At 60.6% G+C, this 21,347-nt stretch carries 26 protein-coding genes; 14 read left to right on the top strand and 12 right to left on the bottom strand.

The genetic code is table 11. The features are described 5' to 3' along the window. Nucleotides 1–71: 71 nt before the first annotated feature. Together HMPREF3138_RS05600 and HMPREF3138_RS05595 are read right to left on the bottom strand one after the other, a co-directional pair. Nucleotides 72–2,165 carry a prolyl oligopeptidase family serine peptidase gene (locus tag HMPREF3138_RS05600; protein WP_038874868.1) on the bottom strand — a complete coding sequence of 698 codons (2,094 nt, stop codon included), beginning with the start codon at nucleotides 2,163–2,165 and terminating at the stop codon, nucleotides 72–74. Nucleotides 2,166–2,359: 194 nt separating this feature from the next. Then, the gene (locus HMPREF3138_RS05595) at nucleotides 2,360–2,923 is read right to left on the bottom strand and encodes a helix-turn-helix domain-containing protein (RefSeq protein ID WP_038874865.1); all 564 of its coding nucleotides are present in this window, start codon (nucleotides 2,921–2,923) and stop codon (nucleotides 2,360–2,362) included. Between the two features lie 115 nt (nucleotides 2,924–3,038). Between HMPREF3138_RS05595 and HMPREF3138_RS05590 the strand changes: the two genes are divergently transcribed. The 3 genes from HMPREF3138_RS05590 to HMPREF3138_RS05580 all read left to right on the top strand — a co-directional run bounded on the left by HMPREF3138_RS05590 (nucleotide 3,039) and on the right by HMPREF3138_RS05580 (nucleotide 5,506). Next, nucleotides 3,039–4,226 (top strand): benzoate/H(+) symporter BenE family transporter, encoded by a 1,188-nt coding sequence (locus tag HMPREF3138_RS05590; RefSeq protein WP_038874862.1) that lies wholly within the window; start codon nucleotides 3,039–3,041, stop codon nucleotides 4,224–4,226. Between the two features lie 86 nt (nucleotides 4,227–4,312). Then, nucleotides 4,313–4,978, top strand: a complete 666-nt coding sequence (locus HMPREF3138_RS05585) for an O-methyltransferase (RefSeq protein ID WP_038874859.1) — start codon at nucleotides 4,313–4,315, stop codon at nucleotides 4,976–4,978. Nucleotides 4,979–5,002: 24 nt separating this feature from the next. Beyond that, on the top strand, nucleotides 5,003–5,506 hold the full coding sequence (locus HMPREF3138_RS05580; RefSeq protein WP_038874856.1) for a cupin domain-containing protein: 504 nt from the start codon (nucleotides 5,003–5,005) through the stop codon (nucleotides 5,504–5,506). Here the strand turns inward: HMPREF3138_RS05580 and HMPREF3138_RS05575 are convergent. Beyond that, complete coding sequence (locus HMPREF3138_RS05575) at nucleotides 5,471–6,325, bottom strand: aminoglycoside phosphotransferase family protein (RefSeq protein ID WP_038874853.1); 855 nt, start codon at nucleotides 6,323–6,325, stop codon at nucleotides 5,471–5,473. The two genes, HMPREF3138_RS05580 and HMPREF3138_RS05575, sit on opposite strands and share 36 nt — an antisense overlap. Nucleotides 6,326–6,507: 182 nt before the next feature. Between HMPREF3138_RS05575 and HMPREF3138_RS05570 the strand changes: the two genes are divergently transcribed. Further along, nucleotides 6,508–6,888: a RidA family protein gene (locus HMPREF3138_RS05570; RefSeq protein ID WP_038874872.1), complete on the top strand. Its 381-nt coding sequence runs from the start codon at nucleotides 6,508–6,510 to the stop codon at nucleotides 6,886–6,888. A gap of 7 nt (nucleotides 6,889–6,895) precedes the next feature. Here HMPREF3138_RS05570 and HMPREF3138_RS05565 read toward each other — a convergent pair whose 3' ends face one another. Beyond that, nucleotides 6,896–7,276: a nuclear transport factor 2 family protein gene (locus HMPREF3138_RS05565; protein WP_038874851.1), complete on the bottom strand. Its 381-nt coding sequence runs from the start codon at nucleotides 7,274–7,276 to the stop codon at nucleotides 6,896–6,898. 276 nt (nucleotides 7,277–7,552) lie between these two features. Here HMPREF3138_RS05565 and HMPREF3138_RS05560 point away from each other — a divergent pair, with 276 nt between their 5' ends. Then, entirely contained in the window at nucleotides 7,553–7,822 is a 270-nt protein-coding gene (locus HMPREF3138_RS05560; protein WP_038874848.1) for a hypothetical protein, read from the top strand. Here the strand turns inward: HMPREF3138_RS05560 and HMPREF3138_RS05555 are convergent. Beyond that, a complete protein-coding gene (locus HMPREF3138_RS05555; protein WP_004938379.1) occupies nucleotides 7,819–8,211 on the bottom strand; it encodes a nuclear transport factor 2 family protein in 393 nt (130 codons plus the stop codon). The genes HMPREF3138_RS05560 and HMPREF3138_RS05555 overlap by 4 nt on opposite strands. Before the next feature lie 201 nt (nucleotides 8,212–8,412). On the opposite strand from HMPREF3138_RS05555, the gene HMPREF3138_RS05550 reads away from it, so the two are divergent. The 4 genes from HMPREF3138_RS05550 to gstA all read left to right on the top strand — a co-directional run bounded on the left by HMPREF3138_RS05550 (nucleotide 8,413) and on the right by gstA (nucleotide 11,411). Further along, complete coding sequence (locus HMPREF3138_RS05550; protein ID WP_049193763.1) at nucleotides 8,413–9,108, top strand: HD domain-containing protein; 696 nt, start codon at nucleotides 8,413–8,415, stop codon at nucleotides 9,106–9,108. 95 nt (nucleotides 9,109–9,203) lie between these two features. Continuing rightward, the gene (locus HMPREF3138_RS05545; protein WP_033638398.1) at nucleotides 9,204–9,467 is read left to right on the top strand and encodes a YjbD family protein; all 264 of its coding nucleotides are present in this window, start codon (nucleotides 9,204–9,206) and stop codon (nucleotides 9,465–9,467) included. A gap of 361 nt (nucleotides 9,468–9,828) precedes the next feature. Continuing rightward, nucleotides 9,829–10,713 carry a 4-hydroxy-tetrahydrodipicolinate synthase gene (dapA, locus tag HMPREF3138_RS05540; RefSeq protein ID WP_038874845.1) on the top strand — a complete coding sequence of 295 codons (885 nt, stop codon included), beginning with the start codon at nucleotides 9,829–9,831 and terminating at the stop codon, nucleotides 10,711–10,713. 92 nt (nucleotides 10,714–10,805) lie between these two features. Beyond that, nucleotides 10,806–11,411, top strand: a complete 606-nt coding sequence (gene gstA / locus HMPREF3138_RS05535; protein ID WP_038874842.1) for a glutathione transferase GstA — start codon at nucleotides 10,806–10,808, stop codon at nucleotides 11,409–11,411. 40 nt (nucleotides 11,412–11,451) lie between these two features. Here gstA and pdxY read toward each other — a convergent pair whose 3' ends face one another. The 5 genes from pdxY to anmK form a co-directional block, all read right to left on the bottom strand. Continuing rightward, nucleotides 11,452–12,312, bottom strand: a complete 861-nt coding sequence (gene pdxY, locus HMPREF3138_RS05530) for a pyridoxal kinase PdxY (RefSeq protein ID WP_038874839.1) — start codon at nucleotides 12,310–12,312, stop codon at nucleotides 11,452–11,454. Nucleotides 12,313–12,395: 83 nt separating this feature from the next. Further along, on the bottom strand, nucleotides 12,396–13,670 hold the full coding sequence (gene tyrS, locus HMPREF3138_RS05525; RefSeq protein WP_025302669.1) for a tyrosine--tRNA ligase: 1,275 nt from the start codon (nucleotides 13,668–13,670) through the stop codon (nucleotides 12,396–12,398). 139 nt (nucleotides 13,671–13,809) lie between these two features. Continuing rightward, nucleotides 13,810–14,463 (bottom strand): pyridoxamine 5'-phosphate oxidase, encoded by a 654-nt coding sequence (gene pdxH / locus HMPREF3138_RS05520; protein ID WP_038874836.1) that lies wholly within the window; start codon nucleotides 14,461–14,463, stop codon nucleotides 13,810–13,812. Between the two features lie 88 nt (nucleotides 14,464–14,551). Then, complete coding sequence (locus HMPREF3138_RS05515) at nucleotides 14,552–14,854, bottom strand: MliC family protein (RefSeq protein WP_004931294.1); 303 nt, start codon at nucleotides 14,852–14,854, stop codon at nucleotides 14,552–14,554. Nucleotides 14,855–14,899: 45 nt separating this feature from the next. After that, the gene (gene anmK, locus HMPREF3138_RS05510; protein ID WP_038874833.1) at nucleotides 14,900–16,021 is read right to left on the bottom strand and encodes an anhydro-N-acetylmuramic acid kinase; all 1,122 of its coding nucleotides are present in this window, start codon (nucleotides 16,019–16,021) and stop codon (nucleotides 14,900–14,902) included. Between the two features lie 73 nt (nucleotides 16,022–16,094). Here anmK and HMPREF3138_RS05505 point away from each other — a divergent pair, with 73 nt between their 5' ends. Next, nucleotides 16,095–16,388 (top strand): hypothetical protein, encoded by a 294-nt coding sequence (locus tag HMPREF3138_RS05505; RefSeq protein WP_134266929.1) that lies wholly within the window; start codon nucleotides 16,095–16,097, stop codon nucleotides 16,386–16,388. Then, a complete protein-coding gene (locus tag HMPREF3138_RS05500; RefSeq protein WP_025159710.1) occupies nucleotides 16,385–16,849 on the top strand; it encodes an outer membrane lipoprotein in 465 nt (154 codons plus the stop codon). Before HMPREF3138_RS05505 ends, HMPREF3138_RS05500 begins: the two co-directional genes overlap by 4 nt. Nucleotides 16,850–16,941: 92 nt before the next feature. Here the strand turns inward: HMPREF3138_RS05500 and slyA are convergent, their stop codons facing one another. Next, nucleotides 16,942–17,373 carry a transcriptional regulator SlyA gene (gene slyA / locus HMPREF3138_RS05495; RefSeq protein ID WP_038874827.1) on the bottom strand — a complete coding sequence of 144 codons (432 nt, stop codon included), beginning with the start codon at nucleotides 17,371–17,373 and terminating at the stop codon, nucleotides 16,942–16,944. A 180-nt stretch (nucleotides 17,374–17,553) separates the two neighbouring features. Between slyA and HMPREF3138_RS25140 the strand changes: the two genes are divergently transcribed. The 3 genes from HMPREF3138_RS25140 to HMPREF3138_RS05485 are packed head-to-tail and all read left to right on the top strand — an operon-like array spanning nucleotide 17,554 to nucleotide 20,691. After that, the gene (locus HMPREF3138_RS25140; protein WP_071605356.1) at nucleotides 17,554–17,790 is read left to right on the top strand and encodes a DUF1656 domain-containing protein; all 237 of its coding nucleotides are present in this window, start codon (nucleotides 17,554–17,556) and stop codon (nucleotides 17,788–17,790) included. 3 nt (nucleotides 17,791–17,793) lie between these two features. Beyond that, a complete protein-coding gene (locus tag HMPREF3138_RS05490) occupies nucleotides 17,794–18,657 on the top strand; it encodes an efflux RND transporter periplasmic adaptor subunit (RefSeq protein ID WP_038874824.1) in 864 nt (287 codons plus the stop codon). Nucleotides 18,658–18,660: 3 nt separating this feature from the next. Next, on the top strand, nucleotides 18,661–20,691 hold the full coding sequence (locus HMPREF3138_RS05485) for an FUSC family protein (protein ID WP_038874821.1): 2,031 nt from the start codon (nucleotides 18,661–18,663) through the stop codon (nucleotides 20,689–20,691). Here the strand turns inward: HMPREF3138_RS05485 and sodC are convergent, their stop codons facing one another. Further along, a complete protein-coding gene (gene sodC / locus HMPREF3138_RS05480; protein ID WP_038874818.1) occupies nucleotides 20,692–21,213 on the bottom strand; it encodes a superoxide dismutase family protein in 522 nt (173 codons plus the stop codon). Between the last annotated feature and the right edge of the window lie 134 nt (nucleotides 21,214–21,347).

Raw genomic sequence — 21,347 nt, 5'->3', positions numbered from 1 at the left:
GGTTTAAGGCTTACAATAAAAACACCGGGGTTAACGCCCCGGTGTTTTTTTTATGTCTGCAAGAAAAAGGCTTACGCTGACTTGGGTTTGCCGCTCAGGTTGGCCCACATGAATTCGCTTACCAGCGCGCTGTGGAACGCCGCCTGCTGCTTGTCGGCGGCGGCGCTGTGCCCGCCTTGCGTATTTTCATAGAAATAGGCCTGCTGATACCCCATCGCCTGCATGCGCGCGGCCATTTTGCGGGCGTGGGCCGGGTTGACCCGATCGTCGCTGGTCGCGGTATAGAACAGCACCGGCGGATAGGCCGTCTGCGCCTGAATGTTGTGGTACGGCGAGAAGGTCTTGATGTAGGCCCACTCCTCCGGCTTGCTCGGGTCACCGTATTCGGCGATCCACGACGCGCCGGCGGAAAGCCGGGTATAGCGCTGCATGTCCAGCAGCGGCACTTCGCAGACGATGCAGCCGAACAGCTGCGGATACAGCGTCAGCATATTGCCCACCAACAGGCCGCCGTTGCTGCCGCCGCGCGCCCCCAGATGCGGCGCCGAGGTCACCTTGCGTGTGATGAGATCTTCGGCCACGGCGGCAAAATCCTCGTAGGCACGATGGCGGTTCTGCTTGAGCGCCGCCTGGTGCCAGGCCGGGCCGTATTCGCCGCCGCCGCGGATGTTGGCCACCACGTACACCCCGCCGCGCTCCAACCAGGCCGGCGCCTTGCCGCCGAGATAGCCCGGCAGCAGCGGCACTTCAAACCCGCCGTAGCCATACAGCAGCGTCGGCGTGCTGCCGTCCGGTTTGAGATCTTTGGCGGCAATCTGGAAATACGGCACGCGGGTGCCGTCCTTGGAACGCGCAAAATGCTGGCTCACCTGGTAGCCTGACGCGTCAAAATCCTGCGGCGCCTGTTTCAGCAGCGTCGCCTCACCGCCGTCGAGATTGCCCATGTACAGCGAAGTCGGCTGCAGGAACCCGCTGACGGTCAGGAAATAGGCGTTGCTCTCTTCGTCGATGCCGCCGGCGGAAATGGTGCTGATGGCGCCGGGGTTGCCCAGCGGGCGACGTTGCCAGCTGCCGCCCTGCGGCGTCAGCACTTCCAGCCGGTTGACCACGTTATCCATGATGCTGAGGATCAGATGATCGCGGGTGCCGCTGTAGCCGCTCAGCGCCTGCTCCGCCGTCGGGGTAAACAGCAGTTGCAGCTCGCGCTTGCCCGCCAGATAGTCATCGAAGTTGGCCGCCAGCAGCGCGCCGGACGGATAACGCTTGCCGCCCACCTCCCAGTCGCTGCTCGGTTTGATCAGCAGCCATTCCCGATGCGTGTCCAGCTCGGCGTCGGCCGGGATATCGATTTTTTTCTGCCGGCCGTCCTGCATCAGCAGGAAATAGTCGCGGCGATAGAAATCCAGGCTGCGGCCGACGAAATCGCGCTCAAAGCCCGGCGTGCGATCGTGATAGGCGAAGACCGCCATGTCCTCGGGCTGCGCTTCGTACAGCGTTTCGGCGGCGCTCAGCGGCGTGCCGCGCCGCCAGCGTTTGGCGATGCGCGCGTAACCGGATTGGGTCATCGATCCGGGGCCGAAATCGGTGGCGATGAACAGCGTGTCCCGATCGACCCAGGAGACCCGGCTTTTCGCCACCGGCACGTTGAAGCCGTCCTTGACGAAGCGTTTGGCCACCAGATCGAATTCGCGGATTTCGGTGGCGTCACCGCCGTCCGGCGACAGCTGCATCAGGCAATAGCGGTATTCCGGCGCCAGCGGTTGTGAGCCCTGATAGACCCAATCCTTGCCCTCCGCCTTACCCAACGCATCGATATCCAGCACCGTCTCCCAGGCCGGTTTGGCCTTGCGGTACTCGTCCAGCGTGGTGCGCCGCAGCAGGCCGCGCGGGTTGGCCTGATCCTGCCAGAAGTTGTAATAGTACTCGCCGCGCTTGCTCACCCACGGGATTTGGGTGTCTTTATTAAGGATATCCAACACCTCGCGCTCAATGCGCTGAAAGTCTTCGCCCTGACCGAAACGCGCCACGGTGCGTTGATTTTCCTGCTGCACCCATTGCAGCGCTTTTTTACCCTGCAGCTCTTCCAGCCACAGGAATTCATCGCCGGCGGCCGCGCCGCCTTCCGCCGCCATCGCCAGGCGGATACTGTTGGGTAATGAAGTCATCGCGAATACGGCTCCTGCGGTTTGCGCACTGAGTTTAATGAACTGACGTCGATTGGTGACCGGCAAAATCAAGCTCCTTTTGAGTCGACTGCAACGCCGCCCCGTCGTGGGCGACAGCCTGTGAAATAAGAGTCATTTTCAACAAGGTAGGCGTTTGGCGGCGCGGAGTCAAAGCCCACGGCCGCCGCGTTGAGTCAGGATTGAGGATAGTGGATCAGATCGTGGATACGCACCGTTTGTGAACTGGCGTTGCGGTAAGCGTGCGGCCGATCGGCCTGAAAGCGCATCGCCTCGCCGGCGGCCAGGCTGCGCCATTCGCCGTCTATCGCCAACTCCAACCGGCCGCTGATCACGATGACATGCTCGATCACGCCCGGCTCATGGGGTGACGACTCGCTGAGCGCGCCCGGCGCAAGATCGATGACGAACATATCGAAACCCAGCTGGCGATCGTAGGGAAACAGCGGCACCACGCGCATATCGGCGTTGTCCTGATCGTACACCGGCAGATCGCCGTAACGGTGCAGCGTCGCCTGCTGCTGCGCGGGGGAGGCCTCAAGAAAAGCGGAGAACGCCACGTTGAAACCGGTGGCGATCTTCCACAGCGTCGCCACCGTCGGGCTGGATTCGCCGCGTTCGATCTGCCCGAGCATCGCCTTGCTGACGCCGGTGTATTCCGCCGCCTGCGTCAGGCTCCAACCGCGCTGTGCGCGCAGCGTACGAAGGGTGTGTGCCAAATGGCCGGCAAGTTCCTGCATCCAGTTCTCCTCTGCGTGTCGAGCCCGATTATACCCGCTTGTGCGCTATAACGCACGGTGCTATGCTGATTTCTCAACGTGCGTTATAACGCACAATCACCGATTGGAGCCACTCATGCGCCCAGCCCTTTCCCTGCGCCATCTGACCCTGCCCGCCATCATGGCCGGCTTTGTCGCCGTTCTGGTGGGTTACACCAGCTCCGCCGCGATCATTTTCCAGGCCGCCGCCGCCGCGGGTGCCACGCCGGCGCAGATCGGCGGCTGGCTGAGCGCGCTGGGGATCGCGATGGGCGTCACCTCGCTCGGACTCTCGCTTTACTACCGTACCCCGATCCTCACCGCCTGGTCGACGCCCGGCGCGGCGCTGCTGGTCACCAGCCTGCCCGGCACCCCGATCAACGAGGCGATCGGCGTGTTTATCTTCGCTTCCGGTCTGATCTTGCTGTGCGGCGTCACCGGGCTGTTCGCCCGCCTGATGGACTACATTCCGCAGGCGATTTCCGCCGCGATGTTGGCGGGGATCTTGCTGCGTTTCGGTCTGGACGCCTTCGCTTCGCTGCAGCTCAATTTCCCTCTGAGCGCCGGCATGGGGCTGGCCTATCTGCTCAGCCGCCGTTATCAGCCGCGCTACGCCATCGTGCTGACGCTGGCGGCCGGGCTGGCGATCGCCGCGTTGCAGGGCAATATCCAGCTGACGCAGCATGCGCCGGCGTTCGCCATGCCGGAATTTACCGCGCCGCACTTCAGCTGGCCGACGCTGCTGGGCATCGGCGTACCCTTCTTCGTGGTGACCATGGCTTCGCAGAACGCTCCCGGCATCGCCACGCTGCAGGCGGCGGGCTACCGCGTGCCTACGTCACCGCTGATCGCCTGGACGGCGCTGACCGCGTTACTGCTGGCGCCGTTCGGCGGCTTCTCGGTGTGCATCGCCGCGATCACCGCCGCTATCTGCATGGGGCCGGACGTGCATCCCGATCCGCAGCGGCGCTATATGGGCGCGGTGGCCGCCGGCGGTTTCTACCTGCTGGCCGGGCTGTTCGGCGGCGCCATCGGTCTGCTGTTCAGCGCGTTGCCGGTCGCCCTGATCCACACCATCGCCGGGCTGGCGCTGCTCGGCACCATCGGCGGCAGCCTGCAGCGCGCGCTGCATGATGAGAAACAGCGCGACGCAGCGCTGATCGCCTTCCTCATCACCGCCTCCGGCGTCACATTACTGGGCATCGGTTCGGCCTTCTGGGGCATTGTCGGCGGCGCCATCGCCCATCTGCTGCTGTCGCTGCCGCGGCGAGGAACGGCAGCATGAGATGCCAAACGCACGCCGTGCATTGACAAGCTCGGCGGCGACGCCTTCACTTGGTGGGCACACTGCGTTTCCCGCACGAGACCCGCATGAAAGAAAAGGAACAATGGTCCCAGGTCGATCGCTATATCGCAGACAGCCTGGTAGAACAAGATGATGCCCTGTTGCAGGCGCTGGCGACCAACGCCGCCGCCGGGCTGCCGGCGCATGATGTGGCGCCGAATCAGGGCAAACTGCTGCAGCTGTTCGCCCGCATGGTGAACGCCAAACGCATTTTGGAAATCGGCACGTTGGGCGGCTACAGCACCATCTGGCTGGCGCGCGCGCTACCGGCGGGTGGCAAATTGATCACGCTGGAAGCGGATGAAAGCCACGCCGCCGTCGCCCGCCAGAATATCACTCGCGCCGGCCTCGACGGCCTGGTTGAGCTGCGCGTCGGCCCCGCCATGACTCACCTGCCGACGCTGCACACCCTGGCCCCCTTTGATCTCATCTTCATCGACGCCGACAAACCCAGCAACCCCGATTACCTGCGTTGGGCGCTTAAACTCGCGCGCCCAGGCACGGTGATTATCGGTGACAACGTGGTGCGCGATGGCGCAGTCACCGACGCCGCCAGTACGGACGCCCGTGTACAAGGCGTACGCGAGTTCTTCACGATGATGGCGCAGGAACCCCGCTTGACCGCCACCGCCTTGCAAACCGTGGGCAGCAAGGGCTGGGACGGATTTTCTCTGGCTATCGTCAATTTTTAAGTGACAATGTCACCAAGGAAGCCTATGACTGAGAAAGCCGCGCTGTTAGCTCAGCGCTTGATACGCAATGTCGAACGGGTAGATAAGCAACACGATCGGCGGCCGCCGCTGTATGACAGCGTCGGCGCTCGCCTCGGCACCGGCACCGCCGCCAACAAGCTGGGCGCCTCCTTCGATTGCGTGGCGCCGGGCATGCGTTCCTGCCCCTACCATTTTCACTACGCTCAGGAGGAAATGTTCATCATTCTGGAAGGCAGCGGTACGCTGCGGGTGGCCGGAGAAATGCTGCCGATCGTCAGCGGGGATGTCATCTTCATTCCGCCGGGCCCGGAATACCCGCACCAGATCATCAACACCTCCGATGCGCCGCTGAAGTACCTGTCCGTCAGCACGCGCGAGCAGCCGGAGCTGGTGATGTACCCGGATTCCGGTAAATATCAGGCGATGGCGCGCAGCGCAGACGGCGAGCAGGTACGCTACCTGCAGCGCCCTTCAACCTCGCTCGATTACTGGCAGGATGAACCCTGAATCGCCGTCCGGCAGCGGGAGATCCAATGCGCGCGCCGCCAGCTCGGCCACGCGGAAGTCGATATCCGCCGCCTGCCCGTCTTCCATAAACCAGGCGGCGGAGAGCCCCGACCAGGCCAGGATCCATTGCAGCAAGCGCCGGCGCTCCAGCCCGGCCAAGCGACAGACCTGTTCCACGCGCCGCTGGAAAATGGCCGGATCGGTGGCGATGCCGTAGTTGGGATTACAGAAGATATTGGCGTAATCGAAGCCCCGTTCGCCGTACAAACGCTTGGGATCGATCGCCAGCCAGCCGCGTTCGCCGAAGTCCAGCACGTTGTCATGGTGGATATCGCCGTGCAGCACGCTTTCTTCTCGCGGGCTGCTCAGCAGCTCCGCCGCCGCCGTGGCGCTGAGACGCAGCATGCCGCCGTGCGCCTGCGCCGCCGGCCACAGCGAGCTGAACCACGCCTGCAGCGGGATCAGCTCGGGCAACGGCGCGGCACGCGGCGCATGCAACGCGGCGATCGCCCGACAAAGGATCTGCGTGGCCTGCTCATCGTCGCCGTCACGCACCAGCTGCGCCAGCGAACCTTCACCCTGCGCGCGCTCCAGCAGAATACCGTCGTCGTGCCACGCCAGCACCTGCGCGGCGCCTTCTCCGCGCCACCAGCACATCAGCTGGCCGCCGAAGCGCTCTTCCTGTTCGCGGGCGATCTTTAACATAGCCGCCTCGCCCCGGTAACGCACAGGCATCAGCAAACTGCTGTGGGTTTCGAAGGCTTTGCCGTCCTGTTCCAGTTGCCAGCGTTGCAGGTAGGGAGTAAAAAGCGGGTTCATCGTCTCATGCGTCCTTGTGGCCGATCTGCGCCGCACTGTCACATTCGCGTGAGAGACGACGTATAAAATAAAGAGGGATGATACTCTCAAATATCATCGGTGTGCGGCGTCTGGCCGCCGTTTCCTCAGTATCCTAACCAAGTTTGTCGATTTTTTTAACCGGTCTTGCGCGGGGTTTGATCATGACATCATTAAAACGCACGAATTATCCGCAGTTGCCCACGCCGGGCGGCCCCTATGTGCATGCGGTGCGCCACGGCGATCGCCTGTACGTGTCGGGATTGACGGCCTTCGCCACCGACGCGCAAGGCTTGAGCGCGCCAGAACAGACGCAGGAGATCCTCGAACAGCTGGCAACCATCGCCGCCAGCGAAGGCGTGAATCTCAAGGCATTGATTAAAATCAGCGTTTTCCTGACCGACATTGCCGATCTGGCGGGCGTGCGCCCGGTGCTGTTTGACTATTTCGATGGCGCGCTGCCGGCCTGTTCATTGGTGGCGGTCAGCGCGTTGTTCTCACCGCAGGTGTGCGTAGAGATAGAGGCGGTGATGGCGTTGCAATAATGCGCGGCTAGAGCGCGCCCTCATCCGGCACACAGGGGCCGATCTTGAACCAGGCTTTGGCGATCTGCCCCTGTTCCACTTCGTAGATGGCGATGACATCCATTTTGCCGCGCCCCTGCGGGAAGTTGCGCGTCACCACTTCCTGATCGACCACCATGTTCCCCACCGCCATGCGTTTTATCCGTTCGCCATACAGACTCGGCTCCTGGAAACGCACCAGATGCCGTTCGCGGATCGCCGCCTTGCCGCTGGCCAGCAGCGTGTCGGGATGCTCGTAATACTGCGCGTCGTCCGCCCAGCAGGCCATGAAGGCGTCGATGTCGCGGGCGTTATAGGCGTCAAGCTGTTGTTGAACCACATCCTGCGGGCGTGCCGTTTTATCGTTCATCACATCCTCCTGCCGAAGTTAACCGCCGCATGTATCGAACCCATCACGTTAACCGCCCAGTGCTGCAGCTTGATGACACGGCGAGAGTTGAATAAAAACCCAAAAATAGCGAATAAATAACCTACCACGCCCAATGAACAATTCAAGCACCCGCGCACAAATTTTCTGCGCCGCGCCAGGGGCGGTGAAAACCGCATGGCACCGCGCGTTAATCTTTGCGGCGGTGAGGGAAATTCTGCTAATTTAGCGTGAAAAGCCTGATGATAACGAAACGCTATGCAGCAAAAACAGGTGTTGGACGAAGCCAGACAGTTAAAGCGACTCAACGCCGCCACGCGGCGTCAATCCCATATGTATAAATGGATCGCGCTGATTGCGGCGCTGGATGCGCTGCTGGTATTTTGGTATGACCGGGATATGCGCAACGTCACCTTCTCGGGAGCGGTTGCGCTGGTGTGCGGCTATCTGTGGATCCGCGATCGCAACAAGGCCCGGGGTTACCGGCGCGAGTTCGACCGCAAATTCGGCAAGCGCAGCGGCGATTAAGGCTGCATCGCTTCCAACACTTTAGCGCTGTCGACAATCTGCACAAACTTCACGATTTTGCCGGCGCGCAGCGTATAAATATGCGCAAAAGAGGCGCTGAAGGATTTGCCGGTGGCCCGGTAGGTGCCGTGATAAAAACCTTGCGCGATCACATTGTCACCGGCGTCGTAAAAGTGGTCGACATCGGCGCGGTAGCCTTGCCATTCGCTGCCCAGGCGCTGATGCACATTCTTGATGATATTTTCCGGGCCGATATAGGTACCGGCGTAGGGGAAACCGGCGGCCTCGGTCCACTCGGCATCGGGGGCCAGCGCAGCCAGCAGATTACGGCCGTTTTCTTCGGAACTGCCTTCATAGGTTGCGCGCACTATCTCAAGAGGGGTTGGCATGTCTCTTCTCCAATGGCTGATGAGGATATTCCGGCCATCCCCGCGGACACAGGCTCTCACCAAGCGGAGACGGCGGAATGCGGCTATTCTAGGTTGCTTGTTTCGCTGCAAAAACCGCAGTTATGACAATAGTGGGTTGCACTTTAGTAAACAATAGCCGTTTTACTGTCATTCTCCCGGCATCCGGCGCGGCTATGCTGATTGACCGATTTCCCCCAACAGGAGCTGAACGTGTCTTTACCCTCGCTGACGCAAGAGCTGTTACAACCTTTCTCCCCCTACCAGGCGCTGGCGCAAACGCTGCTGCCGCTGACCCTCGAGTCGGACGACGGTTCGCATGACGTCGCGCACCTGCACCGAGTCTGGAAGAACTGCCGCCGAATCAGCAAGCTGGAAGGCGGCGACCGCCGCATTCTCTGCGCGGCAGTGCTGCTGCACGACGCCGTCGCGGTGGAAAAAAACTCGCCGCAGCGTCATCTGGCCTCGCGCATGGCGGCGCAGCAGGCCACGCTGACGCTGACCCGACTGGAATGGGCGCCGGCGGATATCGCGGCGGTGGCCCATGCTATCGAAGCGTACAGTTTTTCCGCCAGCATCCCCCCGCAAACGCTGGAGGCGAGGATCCTGCAGGACGCCGATCGTCTCGACGCCATTGGCCTGATCGGCGTGGCGCGCTGCTTCTATATCGGCGGCCGCATGCGCAGCGCGCTGTATGATGCCGCCGACCCGCGTGCCGAACATCGCCAATACGACGACAAACGTTTCAGCCTGGATCACTTCGAAACCAAGCTGTTCAAACTGCAAGACAGCTTCCAGACCGCCGCCGGGCGGCACATGGCCGAGCTGCGCACCGAACGCATGCGACGCTTTGTCGACGATCTGCTGGAAGAGGTGTAACGTGGGCTTACCGGGCATTTTCGTTATGCCCATAACATTTTCGGTCACATAACACCGTTAAACTGAAAACCAACTTCACCGAACGGGCGGCACAGATGAAAAAGTTGACGTTGAAAGAGATGACGGAAAGCGAACAGCGGGAAGTTAAAACCGAACTGGACAAGGCACGCAAAAGTCACGGCAGGCCACTGACCAACGCCGAACAACACAAGGTCAAGGACGAGGTGGTGACGCGCATCATGGCCGCCAGAGCGAAACTCGCCAAGGCTGAGCGCGCGGAACGCAAGGCCAACCGCTACCGGCCGAGCGGCGACACCTTCAGTTGGTCCGCTACCATCGGCTCCCGCCCGCCGCGCTGAGCCGTCCAAACCCTCCCCGCCGCCGCGGGGATTTTTATTTATTAGCCAAACTCATCCTCGCTACCGAATCATGAATAACAATGTTATCAATCTGTTGTAAATTGACAGCCTGATGAAGACTATTCATTATCACCCCACTTCCCCTTTTCACGAGACTGCCATGGCCTACCCACGTAACGCTGACATGCTGATGACGCCCGCGTTGCCTATTGGCGGTTTGGCGGCGGTAAAATCGAAGAAACAGACGCTCATTTGACCGGGGCGAGCTGTCCCGTCAGATGAGCTGACTGGATGGCACGCAACGCCCCGCCTTCAATTTTCTCATCTGGCTTCTCTGTCGGTCACACAGAAGGAATATTTTATGGCCTCATTTTCGGGTATTTGGGTGGCGATGGTTACCCCTTTCAATCACGATGCCGTCGATCTGCCGGCGGTGAAACGCCTGGCGCGGCACCTGCTCGACGCCGGCATCGAGGGTCTGGTGGTCTGCGGCTCCACCGGTGAAGCCGCCGCGCTGAGCAAAGAAGAACAGCTGGCGGTGCTCGATGCCGTGCTGGAAGTGGCGCCCGCCCATCAGGTGGTGATGGGCCTGTCCGGCAATAATATGGTCGCCACGCTGCAAATGCAGCAGGCCATTCAGCTGCGCGACATCGCCGGCGTGCTGATCCCGGCGCCTTACTACATCCGCCCTTCGCAATGCGGCCTGATCGACTATTTCACCCAGCTGGCCGACGCCTCAACCGTGCCGGTGATCCTGTACAACATTCCGCAGCGCACCGGCATCGCCATGGAGCTGGCCACGCTGCGCCGGCTCGCACGCCACCCGCGCATCGTCGCCATCAAGGACTGCGGCGGCAGCCCTGACGCCACCATGGCGCTGATCGCCGACGGCGAGATCGATGTGATGACCGGGGAAGACAATCTGATCCTCACCACGCTGTGCCTCGGCGGCACCGGTGCCATCTCCGCCGCGGCCCATGTTCACCCGGAACGCTTCGTTCAGCTGACTCAGCAGGTCGCCGCCGGCGATCTGGCCGCGGCGCGCAGCAACTTCTATGAGCTGCTGCCGATGATCCACCAGATGTTCAGCTTCCCCAATCCGGCGCCGGTCAAGACGGTGCTGGCCCAGCAGGGGCTGATCGCCAACGAGCTGCGCTCGCCGATGCAGGTGGCGCCGCAGGCGCTGCAGCAGCAGATCGCCGCAACGCTGGCGCAGCTGCAGCCCGCCGAGGCGATCATCGGTTAAATTTGTTAGCTAAGCCGCTGTAATTTTGGCGCTATGGGACTACGATGAGAGGTTAAGCATGCCCGTCATTCGTCATCAACAAGGAGCTTCCGATGAAACTGTTCTATAAAGCCGGCGCCTGTTCGCTGTCCCCGCATATCGTGCTGCGTGAGGCAGGGCTGGATTTTACGGCGGAGAAGGTCGACCTGGCGCAGAAGAAAACCGAGAGCGGCGCCGATTACCTCACCATCAACCCCAAGGGACAGGTACCGGCGCTGCAGCTGGATGACGGCAGCCTGCTGACCGAGGGCGTGGCGATCGTGCAATACCTGGCGGACCGCGTGCCGGACCGCAACCTGATCCCGGCGGCGGGCACTCTGTCGCGCTACCACGCGATCGAATGGCTGAACTACATCGCCACCGAGCTGCACAAAGGATTCAGCCCGCTGTTCAATCCGAAAACGCCCGAGGAATATAAAACCATCGCGCGCGCCAAGCTGGAGCAGCAGTTCAGCTATCTGGATTCGGTGCTGGCGAAGCAGCACTTCCTGTTGGGAAGCCGTTTCAGCGTGGCTGACGCCTACCTGTTCACCGTGTTGCGTTGGGCGTTTGCCCTGCAGTTCGACGTGCGCAAGCACGCCCATCTGGCGGCCTGGTTCGATCGCGTTGCGGCGCGCCCGGCGGTAGATGCGGCGCTGAACGCCGAAGGATTGAAGTAAACATTCGGCCCCGGTGGCTGTCGCCGGGGCCGAATGCCACTTACAGTTTGACCGCTTTGAACTCGCTGCGCGGCTGCACGATCCGATCCTGCGCCGCCACCACCTGCAGTTCGTACTCACCCATCTCCTGCGTGGTCAGCATCACCTCATACACGGCGGCGGTGACGTGCTCCAGCGCTTTATCCAGCGCCTCGCCCTTCAGCAGATCCACCAGCAGCAGACCGCTGGTCAAATCGCCGACGCCGACCGGCTGACGCGCGCCGAAGTCCACCAGCGGCCGGCTGATGTGCCAGGCCTCGTCCGCCGTCACCAGCAGCATTTCGAAACAGTCGGCGTGATAGCCGGCGCGGGCCAGATGCTTGACCAGCACCAGCCGCGGCCCTTTGGCGATCAGCGCGCGGGCGGCCTGCACCGCATCGGCCACGTCGGCGACGGCCATCTGGCTCAGCATCTCCAATTCCAGCAGGTTCGGCGCCATCATGTCGCTGCACGGCAGCGCCTGGCGGCAGTGAAACTCGGCCACACCCGGTGCCACGATGCAGCCCTTTTCCGGATGCCCCATCACCGGATCGCAGAAATACCAGGCATTCGGGTTCGCCTGCTTAACCTGACGCACGATCTCCAGAATATGGTCGCCCTGCTCCGGCGAACCGATATAGCCACTCAACACCGCATCACAGCGTTTCAGCTGATCGATATTGGCGATGCCCTGCGCGATCTCGGTCAGGTGGCCGGCCGGCATGACGCAGCCGGTCCACTGACCGTATTGCGTATGGTTGGAGAACTGCACCGTGTTCAGCGGCCAGACGTTGACGCCCATGCGGCGCATCGGGAACTCCGCCGCACTGTTGCCGGCGTGACCAAACACCACGTGCGACTGGATAGAAAGAATGTTTTTCATCGACAGAACTCGTTCGGAATACGGCAGCCGGGCGGCTGCCCAAAAATAAAGGGGCCGCCAGGGCCCCTTACCGTCATTATTCGTTATTGCCAATCCACCAGGCAGTAGTGTTTCTTGCCGCGGCGCAGCAGCGTGTAGCGGCCGAACAGACGGTCTGAATCGCTGAAGCGGTATTCGGCATCGGACTGTTTCTCGCCGTTGATGGTCACCGCGTTGGAACCGATCATGGTGCGCGCCTGGCCGCGTGACGGCACCAGTTCGGCATTCACCAACGCCTGCTGCAGATCGGCGTCGCCATCCAGTTTGATGGTCGGCATGCCGTCCTGCGCCAGCTGGGCGAAGTCCGCTTCGGTCATGTCGTGCAGCGCGCCGGAGAACAGGCTCTGGGTGATGCGCTTCGCGGCCGCCAGGCCTTCCGCACCGTGCACCATGCCGGTCACTTCTTCCGCCAGCACGTACTGGGCGCGTGGCGCCTTGCCGCTGTTCTTGTCTTCTTCTTCCAGCGCGTTGATGTCTTCCAGGCTCATGAAGGTGAAGAACTTCAGGAAGCGGTAGACGTCGGCATCGGCGGTGTTGATCCAGAACTGGTAGAACTTGTACGGGCTGGTTTTTTCCGGCGCCAGCCAGACCGCGCCGCCTTCGGTTTTACCGAACTTGGTGCCGTCTGCTTTGGTGATCAACGGCACGGTCAGACCGAACACCTGCTTCTGGTGCTGGCGACGCGTCAGATCGATACCCGAAGTGATGTTGCCCCACTGATCGGAACCGCCGATCTGCAGCTCCACCTGGTGGCGGTTGTACAGCTCGGAGAAATCGAAGCCCTGCAGCAGGTTATAGGAAAACTCGGTGAAGGAGATGCCGGAGTCGTCGCGATTCAGGCGCTGCTTAACCGCTTCCTTATTGATCATCTGGTTGACGGAGAAGTGCTTGCCGATGTCACGCAGGAAGGTCAGCACGTTCATGCCGCCGAACCAGTCGTAGTTGTTGGCCGCGATAGCGCTGTTGCTGCCGCAGTCGAAATCGAGGAACGGAGAAACCTGTTTGCGGATTTTCTCAACCCACTCGTTCACCGTATCGGTGGTGTTCAGCTTGCGCTCCGCCGCTTTGAAGCTCGGATCGCCGATGAGGCCGGTGGCGCCGCCCACCAGCGCCACCGGCTTGTGGCCGGCCAGCTGGAAGCGCTTCAGGCACAACAGAGGAACCAGATGGCCCAAATGCAAGCTGTCAGCGGTCGGATCGAAACCGCAATACAGTGCAATTGGCCCTTGCGCCAGTCGCTCCGCTAACGCTTCCTCATCCGTAACCTGGGCAACGAGGCCCCGCTCTTGCAGTTGTTTAATCAAGTTGCTGCTTGCCATCAATGACTCCATGTATAAACGAATGCACCTTTGCCGGTACACGGCCTTTCGCCCAGTGGCGAAATAAAAAATTCAGGGTAGCGCATAGAATAAAGCGCCGGCGGCGTCAGCACCAGCGCTTAGAGGGGATTTTCCGTCTTCAGGGTGCCAGTCGGTCAATTTTCCAGTCATTCCCGTCCCGCTGATACAGGAAACGGTCATGCAGGCGATGGGCGCCGCCCTGCCAGAACTCGACGGAGTCGAATTTCACGCGGAATCCGCCCCAGAAACTCGGCAACGGCACCTCGCCCTGCTGGAACTTCTGCTTCAGCTCGAGGAATTTGCTTTCCAGCACGCCGCGCGCGGAAATGCGCGACGATTGCTGCGACACCCAGGCGCCGATCTGGCTGTCTTTCGGGCGACTGTTGAAATACTTCAGCACGTCGAGGGTCGACAGACGCTCCACCTGGCCGAGGAAAATCACCTGGCGATCGAGCATGTGCCAGGGGAACAGCAGGCTGATATGCGGGTTGTGCGCCAGCTGCTGCGCCTTGCGGCTACCGAGGTTGGTGTAGAACACCAGCCCCTGCTCATCGAAATGTTTGAGCAGCACAATGCGTTGATAAGGCTGGCCGTGTTCGTCGACGGTCGCGACGCACATGGCGGTAGGATCGGCCAGGCGGGCATCGCAGGCCTGTTTCAACCAACGCTCGAACAGTTCGAGCGGATTGGCGGTCAGATCGTGGCGGCGCAGGCCGCCTCGGGTGTATTCACGGCGCAGGTCCGCAACATCAAACTCATTCTTTTCAATCATCTGGGTTATCGACCAACTGAAAAATCCGTCGTTACATTCTGCGCCTGCGGCGCCAGGAACTCAATCGCTCCGACGCCGCCGCCGACCGTCACTCCGTCAACACGCAGTCGCTCATGACTACCTTGCCGTTACGCTCAAGATAGGCGTTACGGTCTTTCGACCAAAAAGTGTATTTGCCGTCGCTGTATTTGGCACCGGTCAGCGCCAGCACCTGCTTGAGATGCAGCTGCTCGCCATCCATCAGCAGGCTGACTTCGCTCGCCTTGCCGTCGAGCGCCACCGTCAGCGGCGTAGTGCCGCACTGGTAGTGCATCGTCTGGCTGCTTTGCGGCAGGATGTAGCTGCAGCCGGACAGCGCCAGCGCGCCGGCGACGAAAATGACTTTTTTCATGCTGTTGCTCCTTAGAAAAATCCTTCACAGGCTATCCTAACAGAGCTAACGGGCCCCCAATGGCAAAACCGGATAAATCCCACCCAACACCGTTTCACGGCTGGCGCCGGTCACCGAAGGCAGGTTGCCGGCCTGGCCGGACAGCGTGCGAAACGCCAGCCAGGCGAAAGCCAGCGCCTCCATGTCGTCGCCGCTGACGCCGAAATCGTCGGTCAGCCCGACCTCCGTCCCCGGCAGCAGCGCAGACAGGCGCGCCATCAGCAGCACGTTGCGCGCCCCGCCGCCGCACACCAGCAGACGCTCGCACCCGCCGGCCAGCAGCACCTGTTCGCTGATGCTGACGGCGGTCAGCTCCGTGAGCGTGGCCTGCACATCGACCGGCGCCATCGCCGGCAATCCGGCCAGCTGCCGCTCCAGCCAGGCGATATTAAAATACTCGCGGCCGGTGCTTTTCGGCGCCGGCAGCGCGAAGTACGGATCCGCCAGCATCTGCTGCAACAGCGGTAAACAAACCCGCCCCTGCATGGCCCAGCCGCCGTCCTGATCGTAAGGCTGCGCGCGGTGGCGCCACACCCAGGCGTCCATCAGCATGTTGCCCGGCCCGGTATCGAAACCGCGCACCGGCGTACCGGGCAACAGCAGAGAAAGATTGGCGATGCCGCCGACGTTCAGCACCATGCGCCGCTCGACGGGATCCCCCAGCAGCGCCTGATGAAACGCCGGCACCAGCGGCGCACCCTGCCCACCGTAGGCCATGTCGCGCCGGCGGAAATCGCCGACGGTGGTGATATTGGTCAGCGCGGCGATGCGGTTGTTATCGCCGAGCTGCATCGAGAAACGCGCGTCGCCTTCCGGTTCGTGCCACACCGTCTGGCCGTGGCAACCGATGGCGGTGATCTGCTCGGCGTCGATGCCGGTTTGCTTCAGCAAGCCGAGCACCGCCTCGCCGAACAGCGTGCCCAGTTGAGCGTCCAACCGGCCGACGGCCGCCAACGTGGTCTGCTGCCCCTGGCACATGCCCAGAATCTCTTTTTTCAGCGCCATCGGCATCGGATGGCTATAGCTGGCCTGCTGAGCCACCATGCGATCGTCGATCGCGGCCAATACCACATCGATTCCGTCCAGACTGGTGCCGGACATGACGCCTATATAGCGGCCTGACTTCATAGCAACATCCTCTAACCCGCGCGGTAAGCAAATTTTATCCTGACAAATAAACCAGAATTGCCGGATTAACGCCATGAATTATGATGCTTTTTTTACAGGCCGTGAGCCAAACACCACCTCCCGGCGCCGCTGTGGCACATGTTATGTGTTAAACCGTGCCATAACAGGCAACGGAATGTCGGCCAAGGCTGTCATAAAGGTAAACCGCGGTTTATTATTGGTTGAACAGAGAAAAGATAAGCTGCGTGCAGCGATGGAGCATGGCGGTGTGTCAACTTTCAGCCATACTTTGTCTATCATTTTCACTGAATCTTGCCTGGAGAGCATTGCCAGGTTATGGACTACTACCATCAGGAGTTTTGTATGATCAAGCGTCTTCTCGTCGTTGCCGTCGCCGCCGTTACGCTGGCCGGCTGTGCCAATGAATCCATGTCCGGCGATGTCTACTCGTCCTCGCAGGCCAAGCAGGTGCAGAACGTCACCTACGGGACGCTGGTTTCCGTGCGTCCGGTTAAAATCCAGGGCGGCGAAGGCTCCAACGCCTTGGGGATGATCGGCGGCGCGGTGATTGGCGGCCTGTTGGGTAACACCGTCGGCGGCGGCACCGGCCGTACGCTGGCTACCGCGGCGGGCGCCATCGCCGGCGGCGCGGCGGGCAACAGCATCGGTGAAGTGGCCGGCCGTACCTCAGGCTACGAGTTGGAAATCAAAACCGACCAGAAAGAGAACATCGTGGTGGTACAGAAAGCGGGCGACACCAAGTTCAGCCCAGGACAGCGCGTGCGCATGGCGCGCATGGGCGACACCATCACCGTCTCTCCGCTGTAAGTCAGTCGGCGACAAACGGCAAACCGGAGGCAATCGCCTCCGGTTTTATTTCTGATGCTGTGAAACTGTAATCGTAGAATATAAGAATATTATTATTTGTTCTGCAGTTCGGTGATATTTTGTTCTAACTTGCCAATCAGCCCTACCAACAGATGCACTTCGTCGGCGGTAATGCCGCTTAAAATCTCACTGCGTGTAGACGTGATCACACTGTCCACTTCCCTGATGATCGGATCGGCCGCGTCGGTCAGCTTGATGCGCTTCGCGCGGCGATCGTTGGCACAGGTGTGGCGCGTGATCAGTCCTTTCTCCTCCAGTTGGTCCAGCGTACGAACCAGTGACGGTTGCTCGATACCGATCGCCTTGGCCAGCTGGATTTGCGACTGCTCCGGCGGCAAACGATTGATATTGTGCAAAGTGACCCAGTGCGTTTGGGTCAGCTCCAACGGCTTGAGCCGATGATCGATGAGCGCGCGCCAAACACGAACTAATCGTGCTAAATCTGAACCTAATGTTGACTCCACTTCCCCCTCCTTATAATTAGCATGCTAACATTACCTCCCAGAGTTTAGACTATTTTGGGTAACTCACATTAAAAACACAAATGTATATAATGTATATTGTGGAAATATCCACTATTTTTAGCCGCTATTGTTTAATCGTTATGCAAATATTCAACATATTCACCCTTAGGGATTGTTAATGTGAATACATCATGGTTACACACCTCATCCCCCTTACCCGATTTGGTCCTGGGGGCATCGCTTTATTTTCCACCTATATTTAAAGCTTTTTTAATAGGACTGGTCTTATGGCTGCTGATTCATCAGCTGCTGAGAGACTGGATGTATTCCGGTGAACTCTGGCATCCCATGTTGATGGACCTGTCCATTTTCGTGCTGGCCGTCAGCGGTTCCTTATGGATTTTAGCGAGTTGGTAACCCATGCGGCATAAAACATTAAAATACTTTTCTACGGTGATCGTCTGCGCCATTGCCGTCTGCGCCGGTTGGTGGCTCTGGAATTATTATATGCAATCCCCATGGACCCGTGATGGAAAAGTGCGCGCCGAACTCGTCAATATCACCCCTGAAGTCTCTGGAAGATTAGAGAAAATAAGCGCGAATGACAATCAGTTCGTACCTGCGGGAAGTCTGATTTTTACCCTCGACCCGGTGCCCTACCAGATCGCGCTGGACAATGCCGAGGCCGCGGTGGCAAAAGCGCAATCCGATCTGGCCAAGGCAGACCACGAGGCCGCTCGCCGCCGCGGTTTGCCGCGTAACGTTATTTCCGCTGAAGATTTAGACGCGTCCAATTTAGCCGCTCAGGCAATGAAGGCCGCCTATAAAGCCGCCCTGGCCAACCTGGAACAGGCCAAATGGAATTTGAGCAAAACCAAAATTTACGCGCCAACCGACGGCTATATCACCAATCTGCAGGCGCGGGTCGGGAACTACGCCAACGCCGGTACGCCGCTGGTGGCGTTGGTGGATGTGCATTCGTTTTATGTACTCGGTTATTTCGAAGAAACCAAGCTGAAGCATATAAAAGAAGGCAATAAAGCGGACATCGTTTTATATAACGGCAACACGCCGCTGCAGGGGGAAGTAGAGAGCATCGGCCGCGCCATTTACGATCAGAGCGTCGACAGCAGCAACGATCTATTAATGGACGTTAAGCCTAATGTTCCTTGGGTGCGTTTGGCTCAGCGCGTGCCGGTACGGATAAAATTGCTCAACGTGCCCGCCGATTTGACGCTGGTCGCCGGCACCACCTGCACCATTTCGATTCATCAGCGGAACTAAAGTGTGAACCTGCCTTTTCTGGAGTGGAGCCGTACCCCCTGGGGTAAGGCGACCGGCGGCCAATGGCGCTATGCGCTGCGCAATTCGCTGGCGATGTGTCTCGCGCTGTGGGTGGCGTTCGTGCTCGAGCTCGACGAGCCCTCTTGGGCGCTCACCTCCGCAGCGGTGGTGAGTTTCCCCACCGTCGGCGGCGTGATCAGCAAAAGCATCGGCCGCATCTTCGGCAGCCTGATGGGTGCCGCCGCGTCGGTGGCGATCGCCGGCCACTGTCTGAACGATCCCTGGCTGTTTACGCTGTTCATCGCCGCCTGGATCGGGCTGTGCACCTATATCTCCAACCATTACCAAAACAACGTCTCTTACGCGTTCGCGCTGGCGGGCTATACCGCCGCCATCATCGCCTTCGGCACGGTCAACGTCACCGATACCCAGCAGATTTTCGATATCGCGCAGGCGCGGGTTTGCGAAGTGATCACCGGCATTCTGTGCGGCGGGTTGATGATGATGATCCTGCCCAGTACCTCCGACGGTGAAACGCTGCTGACCTCGCTGCGGCGCATGCAGCTACGCCTGCTGGAGCACGCCGCCATGCTGTGGCAGCCGGAGATCACCGCCCAGATGCGCACCTCGCACGAAGGGGTCATCGGCCAGATCCTGACCATGAACCTGCTGCGTATTCAGGCGTTCTGGAGCCACTACCGGCTGCGGCGGCAAAATAACCTGCTCAACTATCTGCTGCACCAGCAGCTGCGCATTACCAGCGTTATCTCCAGCCTGCGCCGCATGCTGCTGAACTGGCCGGATCGCCCCGCCAATCTGATGCCGGTGATAACGCAACTGCTGGACGAGCTGCGCGATCCCGCCACCGACAAATACCGTTTGGCGCGCCTGCTTCAGCAGATCGCGCCGCAAGACCCTACGGACTACCGCCATCGCGCCTTCTGGCTGCGCCTGCGCCATTTCTGCTGGCTTTACCTGCGCTGCAACCGCTGGCTGCAGCGGCTGGAGAGCGCCACGGCGGTCAGCGAGCTCCAGCCGCCGCGCGTCACCTCGCTGGCGCGCCATACCGACAGCTACGAAGCCGCCTACAACGGCCTGCGCACCTTTTTGTGCATCGTGATCGGCTGCGCCTATTGGATCAACACGCAGTGGGACGCCGGCAGCGCGGCGCTGACGCTCACCGCCATCAGCTGCGTGCTCTACTCCTCGACGCCTTCGCCGATCAACAGCGTCAGCACCTTGCTCAAGGCGGTGCTGCTGCTCTCGGTCGTCTGCTTCGTGGTGAAATTCGGTTTGATGATCCAGATTGACGACTTCTGGGTGTTCTGCGCCTTCCTGTTTCCGATCCTGGTGACCATGCAGATGCTCAAGCTGCAGAACCCGCCTTATGCCGCGCTTTGGGGGCAGCTGATCGTCTTTATGGGGTCGTTCCTGACCGTCAGCAACCCACCGAGCTATGACTACCAGTCTTTCATCAATGATAACATCGCTAAAGTCGTCGGCGTGCTGCTGGCCGGGCTGGCGTTTCAGATCCTGCGCCCCAGCTCGGACAAACGAAAAAGCCGCCGCATTATCCGCGCGCTGCGGCGCGATTTTATCGATCAGTTGAGCAAACGGCCGCAGCAGAGCGAAAGCCAGTTCGAATCGCTGATCTACCATCGCATTAGCCAGCTCAATCAAAGTCAGGATCAGGAAGCGCGCACCTGGCTGCTGCGCTGGGGCGTGGTGCTGCTCAACTGCAGCCATATCGTCTGGCAGCTGCGCGACTGGCAAACCCGCTCCGACCCGCTGTCGACGGTGCGCGATGTCTGCATCCACTGCCTGCGCGGTATCATGACGGAGAAAGGCGTGCAGCACAGTTCGCTGGACGCCACGCTGCAGGAGCTGCTGCGCATGAGCAACGCGCTGGCGCACCACCCGGAACAGGCGGCACGCGATTTGGCCGGCCTGATTTGGCGACTCTATTGCTCGCTGCAGCAGTTGCAGCAGGCGATGGGCCAGCCCGCCACCGCGCCGGCCGTTAGCGGCGGGTGATCACTTGATCACCCCACAGGCGAAACGCTCACCGCCGCCGCCGAGCGGCAGTGGGTGATCCGAGTGGTTATCGCCGCCGGCGTGCACCATCAGCGCCTTGCCCTCAATGTCACTGATTTTTTTCAGCCGCGGCGCCAACACCGGATAGTTCGCCATGCCGTCGGCGGTCACATAGATGGCCGGCAAATCGCCCAGATGCCCGTCGGCATACGGCCCGAGGTGCTTCCCGGTCTTTTGCGGATCAAAATGCCCGCCGGCCGCCAGCGCCGCCACCGCTTTGCCGTCCTTCATACCCGGCTCGCAGCTGCCTTTTTCATGCACGTGGAAGCCATGTACCCCGGCCGGCAACGCTTTCAGGCTCGGCGTGAACAGCAAGCCGTACGGCGTTTCGCTGATGACCACCTTGCCGATATCCTGACCGATCCCCTGCCCGGTCACCAGGTGCATTTCGACGTCGGTTGTCGCCGCCTGAGCCGCGCCACACGCCATCAGGCCAAGTGCTGCATACCAATAACGTTTCATCAATCAGTCTCCTTAATGTCTCTTGAGCTTTCAGTATAGGAGAGCCGGCGCAGGCGCTGTTAACCAACGCACAATCTCGCCAATTTGATTCGCAAACCTAATATTTAGGGCTAATACTATTTCTACCGATGTTG

The organism is Serratia sp. HMSC15F11 (genome assembly GCF_001808215.1).
GTDB lineage: Bacteria > Pseudomonadota > Gammaproteobacteria > Enterobacterales > Enterobacteriaceae > Serratia > Serratia nevei.
This window is presented reverse-complemented; position numbering and strand designations above follow the sequence as displayed.